Annotated in this window: 9 protein-coding genes; 5 read left to right on the forward strand and 4 right to left on the reverse strand. The window is 43.7% G+C overall.

Going from position 1 to position 11,457, the window contains the following annotated elements; genetic code table 11:
• Window positions 1-17 precede the first annotated feature (17 nt).
• From EI162_RS07770 to nadA, 3 genes are all read right to left on the reverse strand, one after another.
• The gene (locus tag EI162_RS07770) at window positions 18-947 is read right to left on the reverse strand and encodes a phosphatidate cytidylyltransferase (RefSeq protein ID WP_192523808.1); all 930 of its coding nucleotides are present in this window, start codon (window positions 945-947) and stop codon (window positions 18-20) included.
• Window positions 948-1,129: 182 nt separating this feature from the next.
• On the reverse strand, window positions 1,130-3,031 hold the full coding sequence (gene nadB, locus EI162_RS07775) for an L-aspartate oxidase (RefSeq protein ID WP_192523809.1): 1,902 nt from the start codon (window positions 3,029-3,031) through the stop codon (window positions 1,130-1,132).
• A gap of 1 nt (window position 3,032) precedes the next feature.
• On the reverse strand, window positions 3,033-4,172 hold the full coding sequence (gene nadA, locus EI162_RS07780; protein ID WP_192523810.1) for a quinolinate synthase NadA: 1,140 nt from the start codon (window positions 4,170-4,172) through the stop codon (window positions 3,033-3,035).
• Between the two features lie 317 nt (window positions 4,173-4,489).
• Here nadA and EI162_RS07785 point away from each other — a divergent pair, with 317 nt between their 5' ends.
• The 4 genes from EI162_RS07785 (at window position 4,490) to EI162_RS07800 (ending at window position 9,316) form a co-directional block, all read left to right on the forward strand.
• On the forward strand, window positions 4,490-5,542 hold the full coding sequence (locus EI162_RS07785; protein ID WP_192523811.1) for an NUDIX hydrolase: 1,053 nt from the start codon (window positions 4,490-4,492) through the stop codon (window positions 5,540-5,542).
• A gap of 205 nt (window positions 5,543-5,747) precedes the next feature.
• Window positions 5,748-6,608, forward strand: coding sequence for a carboxylating nicotinate-nucleotide diphosphorylase (nadC, locus tag EI162_RS07790; RefSeq protein WP_192523812.1), 861 nt, complete (start codon window positions 5,748-5,750; stop codon window positions 6,606-6,608).
• Window positions 6,609-6,830: 222 nt separating this feature from the next.
• On the forward strand, window positions 6,831-7,472 hold the full coding sequence (locus EI162_RS07795) for a MarC family protein (protein ID WP_192523813.1): 642 nt from the start codon (window positions 6,831-6,833) through the stop codon (window positions 7,470-7,472).
• Between the two features lie 461 nt (window positions 7,473-7,933).
• Window positions 7,934-9,316 (forward strand): NAD(P)-binding domain-containing protein, encoded by a 1,383-nt coding sequence (locus EI162_RS07800; protein ID WP_192523814.1) that lies wholly within the window; start codon window positions 7,934-7,936, stop codon window positions 9,314-9,316.
• Window positions 9,317-9,638: 322 nt separating this feature from the next.
• Here EI162_RS07800 and EI162_RS07805 read toward each other — a convergent pair whose 3' ends face one another.
• On the reverse strand, window positions 9,639-10,241 hold the full coding sequence (locus EI162_RS07805; protein WP_192523815.1) for a LysE/ArgO family amino acid transporter: 603 nt from the start codon (window positions 10,239-10,241) through the stop codon (window positions 9,639-9,641).
• 136 nt (window positions 10,242-10,377) lie between these two features.
• Between EI162_RS07805 and EI162_RS07810 the strand changes: the two genes are divergently transcribed.
• Window positions 10,378-11,184 carry a hypothetical protein gene (locus EI162_RS07810; RefSeq protein ID WP_225736930.1) on the forward strand — a complete coding sequence of 269 codons (807 nt, stop codon included), beginning with the start codon at window positions 10,378-10,380 and terminating at the stop codon, window positions 11,182-11,184.
• Window positions 11,185-11,457: the final 273 nt, after the last annotated feature.

An 11,457-nucleotide genomic window follows, 5' to 3' on the forward strand; every position in this document is an offset into this window, starting at 1 on the left:
ATATAGCGGCATTACCTTTAACCAAGTAGCCAATACAATAAGGTAAACAGCGGCACGCCAATCAGCAAACTATCTACTCTATCCAATACGCCACCATGCCCAGCAAGTAAAGTTCCTGTATCTTTTACCCCGTGCTGGCGTTTAAAGGCTGATTCTAACAAATCGCCAGCGATACCGCTCACTGCCAAACCATAGGCTGCCAATAAACCTAGCCACCAATCAAATGGGGTTAGCCAAATACCAAGTAACGACGCCAATAGAGCCGCGAAAAAGCTACCAAAAATAGCACCTTCGATGCTTTTGTTTGGGCTAATATTCGGCGCAAGACCGCGCTTAAATAATTTGCGTCCGAGCAATCGCCCACATAAATACTGCGCAATATCGTTAAACTGGCTAGCAAATAACACGAACAATAAAACACCGTATTGCTCACGCTGCCAGGTTAATTGTTGTAATGTAACAAGGCTAATTATTAATAAAATAAAGATACCACTAAAAAACAGGTCTAATAAATTTAGACGAGCATAAGAGTGGGTTGACTGTAAGTTTTTCTCATCAGCTATCGCTTTTGGTTGCAAGCCGCGCGCTTGCAGTTTGCGAATAAACCGTGATTTGTTATCTATACACCATAAACGTTTGATCTCATAGCTACCGCGCAGACCGATTAATATAAAAAACGTGATAAGCAGCCATTGATAAGGGTGCGATAATGACTGGATTTGGGTGGGATTTTGCGGCTGAAGTTGAACGTATTGAAAGTATTGGGTGTTATTGGTTATTTTAGCAATCATATAACAGACGCAGAGCGCGGCTAACATCAGCCACCAAGAGCGGGCAATCAGATAAATCTTTGGCAGGCGCTTGCGAAAATGCGGTATCGCCAGCGTGCCCCACGTCAAACTGACTACTATCATAAGACCAATAACAAATAGTGTATCAGTAGCCATATATTCAGCACTTTTAAAGGTAGAAACGGTAATGAACCGTGTTTGAAATGGCTAGAACAATAATCCTACATCGCTATTATACCATTCACAAAAATTAGAGTAGCAAGGAAAACGAGTGCAAGTGCTACGCACTATAGACTAAACGAGTTTGACACGGCTAATCGTACTTTTTGGGTTTGGTATTAGATATAAGCAACTGCTTTTGCTGCTCTAGCCTCTGTGAGCTCGATTATAGGCTGAAGCAAACAAGTAATGCTACCTTCTTGCCCATTTGATAATGGCTCAATGATGCTGGGCTTAGGCGATACCGCTGAATTTGGATAATCCTTGCGATAATGCCCACCGCGACTTTCAAGGCGTTGATAAGCAGACTGAACAATTAAAGTCGCCAATTGTAGTTGCCGCGCTAACTGAAAACTGGCCAACTGATTCGAGTTCGTAAAACTGTCCGCATTATTTATATTGCCATGATTGGCTTTATAGTTGGTTATCTGTTGTTGCCATTGCTCAATTTTTATCAGCGCTTGCTCTAACTGCTCAGCACTGCGACTGATACCCATGTTATTGGTCATTAATGCTTTGAGCTGGGCGGTTATGTCAGTCAGCTCACTATCACTGTTTAATCCATTCTTTAGTTCGTTATGCTGATAGGTGTCGAGTGGCAGCAGAGTGGCGGCAGATAATCTAACGGGCTGTGTTTCTTTTAGTATGGGCGGTGTCCATATATCAATAGCTGGCTTCTTTGCATTCTTATCATAGGAAGCAGTCGCTAATTTTTCCATTACGGTTAAATAGCGAGGTAACTCAGCGGCGATATTACGCCCAACCACCACGCACTCTAACAACGAATTACTTGCCAAGCGATTGGCACCGTGTAAGCCTGTATAAGCAACTTCGCCAGCTGCATAAAGCCCTGCCACATCGGTTACACCATTGGCATCAGTGACCACGCCGCCGCAACTATAATGCGCAGTGGGCGCAACCGGAATAGAATCGGTAGTGATATCGATGCCGAGGTTTAATAGCGTCTGATAAATTTGCGGAAAATGTTGCTGTAAAAATTCCGCTGGCAAATGACTGACATCTAGATTGACGTAGCCAAGCCCATTATCGTTGATTTGTTCGGCAATGGCACGAGCAACGATATCGCGTGGTGCAAGTTCAGCGCGCGCATCAATATCCAGCATAAAGCGTTTGCCAGTTTTTGGGCAATATAATCGACCACCTTCACCGCGCAGGGCTTCAGATATCAAAAAGCTACTGTCACCCAATGCTAAACCGGTTGGATGAAACTGGATAAATTCTAAATTTGCCAAACGGCAACCAGCTTGCCATGCCATCATAACGCCATCACCGACACAAACATTGGGCGCGCTGGCTCGTTTAAATAATTGCCCCAAACCGCCACTGGCTAAGACGACTGCGCGACTATGGAAAGTCAGTTGCTGTTGGATATTATGATCAAATACTTGCGCACCTTGGCATTGTTTATCATTGTTTTTTAAAAGGCTCAGTGCTTCATGATAAGGCAATAGTGTGATATTGGATGCCGCTTGTACTTTTAAAGTTAAGGCTTCCATCACGTGACGACCGGTGGCATCATCAGCGTGGGCAACGCGTCTACAGCCATGACCGCCTTCTTTGGTTAAATGTAAGTCGTTAGTTTGTAGCTCAGTTAAAGGTTTTGCGCTGTGGTTTTGCTCACTATCCTCTTGCGGAACCTGAGTAAAGGGCACGCCTTGTTCGCACAGCCATTGCACCGCTTGCTGCCCTGCACTAAGGATGCTTGCCGTATTATTTGCTTCACATAATCCTGCGCCAGCAACCAAAGTATCGGCCACATGATCAACTACTGAGTCGTTTTCATGCAAACTTGCCGCGATACCACCTTGGGCATAATGACTTGAGCAAACTTCAAGTGCATCTTTACTTAGTACGGTAATATTTAGCGTCGTTGGCAAGGCGAGAGCGGTACTTAAACCAGCCAGACCTGCGCCAATGATCAGTACGTCCGTTTGTATAACCTCGTTAGATTTATAAGGTGCGTTGGAACTGGCTTTACCATTTACCCATATTGCGCTCATATTATGCCGCCCCGACATTAGCAAACAGCGCACGGTCTTTAACCATATCTCCGCTCGCTGCCACACGCTGTTTTTGTGATTCAGCAAAATCAAGCATGCGTTGTAATGGTTTTCTAGCTGCCGCTGCCAACTCAGGTGTCATTAGAATTTCACCGCTTCGCTGCGTCAAGCATTGCTCGATGCCCTGCAAACCATTCATCGCCATCCATGGGCAAAATGCACAGCTCTTGCAGCTGGCACTTTCACCAGCGGTAGGTGCGGCTAAAAAGCGCTTGTTTGGCGAGCGCTTTTGCATCTCGTGTAAGATGCCCAAATCGGTGGCGACAATAAAGGTATCGGCATCCATTTCATACGTCGATTGTAATAGCTTACTGGTCGAGCCCACCACATCAGCCAGTGCTACGACGCTATCGGGTGATTCAGGGTGTACCAAGACTTTAGCTGTTGGGTTTTCAGCTTTTAGTTGTTCAAGCTCAGTGGCTTTAAATTCATTATGCACCATGCACGAGCCTTGCCAAAGCAGCATATCTGCCCCAGTCTCACGCGCAATATATTTACCCAAGTGCCGGTCAGGACCCCAAATGATAGGCTCGCCTTGGGCATGCAAATGACGAACGATATCGATACCCACTGATGAGGTAACCACCCAGTCCGCCCGTGCTTTTACTGCCGCGCTGGTATTGGCATAAACCACCACCGTACGCTCAGGATGAGCATCACAAAAGGCAGAGAATTCATCCGCAGGGCAGCCCAAATCAAGCGAGCATTCCGCTTCTAAGTCTGGCATCAGTATGGTTTTTTCCATACTTAAGATTTTGGCTGATTCACCCATAAAGCGTACGCCAGCAACTATTAGCGTTTGCGCACTATGCGCTTGGCCAAAGCGTGCCATCTCTAGTGAATCACCGACGCAGCCACCTGTGGCTAAAGCTAAATCTTGAATAAAAGGATCGACATAATAATGGGCGACTAATACGGCGTTATGTTGTTTTAATAACTGCTTAATATTTTCTTCAATTTTCAGGCGCTCACTACGCGGCAAATCTGCGGGCATTTTTGCTTTGGCATATTCGATGTTCATTTGAGTGGCAATGCGATTGTCATTGCTCATGATGGGCGCGTCGTATGGATAAGTTTTCATAATTGCAAACCTTTGAGGCAAAACGACAAATTATATGCCGCTAAAAGTGAGTGAGTTAAAACCAGTAGATAAATAAGCTGTTTTAATTATGCTCATTTTGAGCATAAATACAAGTGTTTTTTATTAAGCATTGTTTTTATAATATTTGACCTTATTTTATTTAGGACTGACTATAGCTATGATAGTTTTAGTTTCACGCTATACTAAGCGTTGCTATAAGCAGCATTAAGCAGCCTTGATATAAGTATGTTTATTATAGAGAGCGCACTTCCAACTTCTTCATTGCATATTTAGATATATAGGAAACCTTCAAAGCTATGACGTTGTCTTACTCACACGCCCATCAACAAGGCAGCGGCACGACCGAAGTTGTCGCAGTGCTTGTGGCCATTACTGAGCACACCGCGCGCGTTTTAACCGTTGATCAAGGTAAACTGTTGCCAAATGGTCCATTGATGCCATTGCATCGCTCGTTGCAAGCTGGCGTGCGTCAATGGGTTGAGGAGCAAACACAGCAGCCGCTGGGTTATTTGGAGCAGCTTTATACCTTTGTTGATACCAACAGAAGAAATGTGGACGGTCATGCGCTGGTTTATGTCAGCTATTTGGGCTTGGTGCAAGAAACACAAATAAAGCAGCTACCAAGCCAAGCGTTATGGCGTGATTGGTACGATTATTTTCCATGGGAAAATCACTTAAATGGTATGCCCGATATAATTATGGAACATATTGTGCCAGCATTATTGGGCTGGGCAGGTAGCGCCAGTGATTCCATTATCCAGCGCCGTCGTCGTCAGCGTATTGGTTTGTGTTGGGGATTAAGTGAGGAAATATTAACGGGTAAAGTCCCGACAGATAAAAATACTGATAATGAGTTGTATGGCGATAAGGCTTATGAAAATAGAGAGTGGGTTGCCGAGCACGTGCTATTACGTTATGAGATGTTATATGAAGCGGGTTTAGTTCCTGAAGCGCCTACTTATCCGCCCACTTATCCGTCCAATGACCAGTCGAAACTATCTACAGATTGGTCGCAGTTGATTGGTATGCCCATGTATTATGACCATCGCCGGGTGATTGCCACTGCTATCTCAAGATTACGCGCTAAAATTGAGTATCGACCGCTTATCTTTGGTTTGATGCCAGATGTATTTACTTTATCGCAGTTGCAACAAAGCGTAGAAGCGCTATCAGGCGTGCGCTTGCATAAGCAAAATTTCCGCCGATTGCTTGATTCACAAAACCTTGTGATGGAAACGGGGCAGAGTAGTAATGCCCAGCGTGGTCGCCCTGCCAAGCTTTATCGCTTCCGCCATGATATTGAGCTACAAAGCTTATTGATGGACAGTAAACTGCCTAAACGTAAATAGACTCTATATATCCAGTGTCTTCATATCATCCTCTTAGATCAGAATTCATTTCATCTTAAATCGATTTATTGCATAGGTTTGCGAAATTTTCTTGCGAGCCTATAAACTTTGCGCTATATTTATGCTCATTTTGAGTTTAAATAAGCGTTATTTATCTCAATAGACGCAGATTTAACCTAATATCACCCAAAGATAAGGGACGAAAATGACCGTTAAACAAGAGCCAGCATTGGCTGAAGTATTACTTAAGCCGTTAGTAGAAGCAGCATTAACCGAAGACTTGGGCCGACGCGGTGATGTCACCTCCCAAGCCACCATCCCAGCCGATATGCATGCGCAATTACAGATTAAGGCGCGCCAAGCAGGGGTGATATGCGGTATGGATTTAGCGCGCTTATCTTTTGCCTTGATTGATGGGCAAACTGAGTTTATGGCGCAAGTTAATGATGGTGAAACAGTCGAAGCTGGCGCAGTATTGGCGATTGTCCGCGGTAATGCGCGAAACTTGCTGACAGCAGAACGTACGGCGCTTAACTTTATGACCCATCTCAGTGGTATTGCGACCGACACCAAAAAAATTGCCGATAGCGTTGCAGAATATCCGGCGCAAATTACCTGTACCCGTAAAACCATCCCAGGTTTACGTATCGTCCAAAAATACGCCGTACGTTGCGGCGGCGGACGCAATCATCGCTTAGGATTGGATGATGCGATTTTAATTAAAGACAATCATATTGCCATCGCTGGTGATATCAAAACAGCGATTAAACAAGCGCAAGACTTTGCTGGGCATCTGATTCCGATTGAAGTCGAAGTCGATACTTTAGAGCAATTAGAACAAGCACTCGATACTGGCGTGAGCTTGGTGCTGTTAGATAATATGGCACCTGAAATATTAGCGCAGGCTGTCGTCATGTGTAAAGGTCGCGCCAAAACCGAAGCATCAGGCGGTATCACACCCGAAACGGTACAAGCAGTGGCAAAAACTGGTGTTGATTTTATTGCGATGGGCTATTTAACGCACAGTACCACTGCATTGGATATTGGCCTTGATTTTAGCGCCTAATGTTAATGTTTTGTTTTAGGGTTAAACTGGCTATGAAAAGGGCAAACTTGTATTGAAAGCCGATTGATTTGGTCAGATAGAAAAATTAAGCGAAGTTAATGATTTAATTGGCTTATCTGCCTATGCTACAATGCCGCTGTTACCGATTATTAGGTCATCGTTGCACTCGCACGATGGCCTTATCTTTTTGCCTGATTTAACCAATAAACAAGCGAGCGCTCAGTGAATACTGAAATCATCAAAATAATTTTAGCCTTTTTGGTATTGATTAATCCTTTTGGCGCCTTGACGTTATTTTTGGATTCGACACGCGGTTATTCGATGCATAATCGCCGAAAAGTCGCACGTGTTGCTTGTCTGACGATTTTTATCACCATCAGTTTTTTTACGCTAGCAGGCGAGACACTACTAAAGGCCTTGGGTATCTCAATCGGCTCGTTTCAGTTGGCAGGGGGTATTTTGGTATTCTTAATCGCCCTTAACATGATGAATGGCGATGGTAACCCAGTTAAGCCCGATCAAGAAAACTTCGATGTTGATCACTTACATGATGCGCCACCAACCATGGCAGCAGCGGTTGTACCGATTGCTATTCCGATGATGATTGGACCTGGCGGTATCTCCACCGTGATTATTTATTCTTCACAAGTCTCAGGTATTTTACAAATATCTGCCATATTGATAGCCGGTTTGTTCATCAGTTTATTTTGTTATCTGGCGTTGATGGCGGCAGGGCGTATCAGCCGTCTATTGGGCGATACAGGTCTAAACATCATGAGCCGAATTATGGGTATGTTATTAGCGGCGGTTTCTATCGAAATTATCGTCAATGGCTTGCGTACGTTGTTTCCTGATTTGATGTAAAACTTATTTTTCATTTTGCACTTCTTCCTACTTAGCGCTTTTTGCTTATCATGCCTTCTTTCAAAATATCTTTCAAAACACCTTTCTAAATTTGAGGCTGTAAAAAATACAGCCCCTAAAAACACTTCAACTATAATTAAAATACTTTAAAAACGCTACGATACTGCTGGTATAGTTTTTTTGTAGCCTCTGTCTGCGTAGGCACAGCAAGCTAGAAAAAACTGTACTTGCAGTACGTGATGTATCGATTTTACTTTTCACTGACTATATTATCAATAAATGCCAATTAAAAACCATTGGAAAACTTAAACAGCGCCATCTCCAAAAGTAACTTAATAGTGACTTTTTATAGGTAAATCATAGCTTTAATAAATGCTACCAATGAACAAAAGTCTACCATAAAAACATCATCCATGAAATTATGTTATACTTGTGAAACATCAATATTATAGGAGTTAGTCTTGAGTAAGAAAAGAATTGCTATTTTAGGTGCAGGTCCAAGTGGTTTGGCACAGTTACGTGCCTTTGAAGCGGCTCGATTAACCGGGGTAAAAGACTTACCTGAAATAATTTGTTATGAGAAGCAAAATGCCATCGGTGGTATGTGGAATTATAGCTGGCGTACTGGTTTAGATAGAAACGGTGAACCCGTTCACGGCAGTATGTATCGCTATTTATGGTCGAATGGTCCCAAAGAATGCTTAGAGTTTGCTGATTATTCGTTCGATGAACATTTTGGTGAAGCTATCCCATCATATCCCCCACGTGAAGTCCTAAAAGACTACATCATGGGTCGTATCGACAAGCAAGATATCCAAAAATATATTCGTTTTGAGTGCCCTGTACGTTGGGTGGCATTCGATGACGACACGCAAAAATTCACCGTGACGGTTATGAACCATAAAACGGGTGAGCAAGAAGTTGAAGAGTTTGATTATGTGGTGGTGGCGACCGGTCATTTCTCTACCCCAAATATGCCATATTTTGAAGGGTTAGAAACGTTCCCAGGACGTATCCTACACGCCCATGATTTCCGTGATGCGTTAGAATTTAAAGACGAAGATATACTACTGGTCGGTAGTAGCTATTCTGCCGAAGATATTGGCACCCAGTGCTATAAATATGGCACCAAATCTGTGACCATCAGCTATCGTAGTAAGGCGCTTGGTTATGAGTGGCCCGAAGGGATAAAAGAAGTGCCGTTAGTGACGCATTTTGAAGACGATGTGGCGCACTTTGCCGATGGCACCAGCCGAAAATTTGATGCGATCATCATGTGTACGGGTTACTTATTCCATTTCCCGTTTATGCCAGACGAGCTACGTTTGCAAACCCACAACTGCTTATATCCAGCCAACTTGTACAAAGGCATCTTTTGGCAGCCAAACCCAAAACTGATTTATTTGGGTATGCAAGACCAATACTTCACCTTTAATATGTTCGATACGCAAGCATGGTATGCACGCGACGTTATTATGGGTGATATCGAGTTGCCAGATTTGGCAGCGCGTGAAGCGGATGAGCAAAAATGGTTAGCAACTTATGCTAAGTGCGTCACGGTCAGTGATTCAATCGATTTTCAGGCAGCCTATATTCGTGATTTGACCAATGCCACCGATTATCCAGAATTTGCGGTTGAAGAGCAGGGTGAAATTCTAAAAGAATGGCAAAAAGATAAAGCCGAAAATATCATGACCTTTAGGGAAAAAGCCTATCGCTCGACCTTAACAGGAACTGTAGCGCCTGAACTGCCAGAGCCATGGTTGGACGTTCTTGATGATTCGCTTGAGCATTTTTTAAATCTAGCTTTTGTGCAGCCTAAAAAACGTAAAAAAGCGTCATAGGCTATAAAAGTAAACGATGTTAAAAACCAAATACGTTTAAGCGTGTTTGGTTTTTTTATGCCTGTGTTTTTTCGGTTCTCTGGTTTTTATATAGGCAGTTCTCAATAAAATCGATACATTGTTAGCTACGTGCTACTGTTATAAATTTTTCTTGCTTGCTGTTCGCAGGCGTGACAGAGGCTGCAAAAAATTTACTACAGTAGCACTCGTATCGGCTTTAAAGTGAACCCACTATATAATGGATTCACTGTACTTTTTTTAATCTAAGAATTAAATCGATTGTAGGTTGAATTTGATAGCCATTTTAGCTTTGATTAACTGGTTAACTTTGGTAAAGGTGCCAAGCCAAATATAACATTAGGACGCCAACGAGCGCATCGAGGATGTTCCACGCTTTTGGTTTAGCAAATAATGGCCTGAGCAATCGTGCACCATAGCCCAAGGCAAAAAAGAAAAAGAACGAGGCACTGACCGCACCAACGGCAAATGTCAGTTTACTGCTAGCACCGGTTGAAACCATGCCAACGAGGACCAATGTATCTAGGTAGACGTGTGGATTCAGCCACGTAAAACCAAAGCATAAGAGCAACGCTTTTTTTAAGCTGGTCACGACCTGTCCATCGACGGTGAGTGCGTGAGATACGCGCATACTGGCATATAAGCTTTGCAATCCATAACCTAATAAAAATATGACGCCAGCGAATTTTGCGATGCTGACAACTTGCGGATAGCGTGCCGTTACCGCACCAAAACCACCCACGCCCGCAGAGATTAAAAACGCGTCACTGACTGCACAAAACAAGCAAACAAAAAATATGTGCTCGCGTTTAAGCCCTTGTTTGAGTACAAAGGCGTTTTGTGAGCCAATGGCGATAATGAGCGATAGCCCGAGCAAGAAACCAGAAAAATAATCAGCAGCGTTCATAGTATGCTTAATAGGTGGCAGAGTAGGTGTTTTGACACTTTGTTTACTGGCAGTGTCGTAAAAAGCTGTTAAGATACGCTATTGAATAAATCTATGCAATACGAGCGCAATAAGCGTGCACGGGGCGGGGTAGGTCATGGTCGTAAGTTTGACGAGAATGCTAAAATCATTTGGGCAAGCTCAAGATGACCTGCCTACGCAAGCGGCTAAAAATGCACAGAAAATGTCTGCCTATCATGATGCAGATGGTGTCAATAATACTAGTGTTGATAGTGCTAGCGTCGATAACAATAGCGTCGATAGTGCTAGCGTCAATCAAGAAAGCAACCAAGCCAATAGACAACGTTCTGTGCTGACTCCGCCTAAGCGTGCTGATCGTATTTGTGATGCACTAGCGCAAGTGCGTGACATCGGCTCGCCGACGCCCCTGACCGATCGTTATTTGTCCAATCGTGCTCAGATGCGCCCGACCAATAGACCACCTTTTGACCCCGATACGTTATGGTATCTCAAACATGGACGCTGTCCGATTATGACTGAGCTTGTTGATGTGGTCGATACTGCCACCCTAAACGCCATGCCCATTGAGGCTGTCGCCATATTAGATCGAATCAATGGTAAGCTAAAACGCTACCGTGAATGGAGTAGCGAGCTCAATGAGCAACAGCAGCAGCAACATAACGAGCGGCAATTTGTCATTGATAAGCTGGTATCCGAAAGTATTCCTGAAGCGCTACACCATTATGAGCAGCTGCAACGCTTTAGCCCGCACCGCACCAAAAATAACATGATGCAAGGGAAGATGACTGCAGGTGATATGCTCACTGATTTATTTTTAGAGATTGATTATGAGCTTGATGAGCTATTAGACGAACTGCACCAAACCGTCATGAACCGTCTGGCCTCGACCCACCGTTATGTCAAAAGCCGTACCCAAAGTTAGCTTTTATTTAGCCATTTTTAGCCCATTTAGGTATTATCGTTTAGATTGAGGACACGCCCTAGTATAGTGAACTCAGTATTAAAACGATACAGCGGGAATGGGATGGATTTTACGAGGCTTCTGTCGGCGTAGGCACAGCAAGCCAGAAAAATTTATACCAGTTCCGCGTTGGAATATGACGTATCTGTTTTATTTGGAATCGACTATATCATTAGGACATGTGACCCCTGCCGTCAAATCCGTACACATAAACTTGGGAGATTTTAGTTACGC

Source organism: Psychrobacter sp. FME6 (genome assembly GCF_014861365.1).
Classification (GTDB): Bacteria; Pseudomonadota; Gammaproteobacteria; order Pseudomonadales; family Moraxellaceae; genus Psychrobacter.

What these genes read in the sequence shown, in the direction of transcription:
- nadC (WP_192523812.1), top strand. Translation starts at nt 5,748, where the DNA reads ATGACCGTTAAACAAGAGCCAGCATTGGCTGAAGTATTACTTAAGCCG.
- EI162_RS07770 (WP_192523808.1), bottom strand. Translation starts at nt 947, where the DNA reads ATGGCTACTGATACACTATTTGTTATTGGTCTTATGATAGTAGTCAGT.
- EI162_RS07805 (WP_192523815.1), bottom strand. Translation starts at nt 10,241, where the DNA reads ATGAACGCTGCTGATTATTTTTCTGGTTTCTTGCTCGGGCTATCGCTC.
- EI162_RS07810 (WP_225736930.1), top strand. Translation starts at nt 10,378, where the DNA reads ATGGTCGTAAGTTTGACGAGAATGCTAAAATCATTTGGGCAAGCTCAA.
- EI162_RS07785 (WP_192523811.1), top strand. Translation starts at nt 4,490, where the DNA reads ATGACGTTGTCTTACTCACACGCCCATCAACAAGGCAGCGGCACGACC.
- nadA (WP_192523810.1), bottom strand. Translation starts at nt 4,172, where the DNA reads ATGAAAACTTATCCATACGACGCGCCCATCATGAGCAATGACAATCGC.
- nadB (WP_192523809.1), bottom strand. Translation starts at nt 3,031, where the DNA reads ATGAGCGCAATATGGGTAAATGGTAAAGCCAGTTCCAACGCACCTTAT.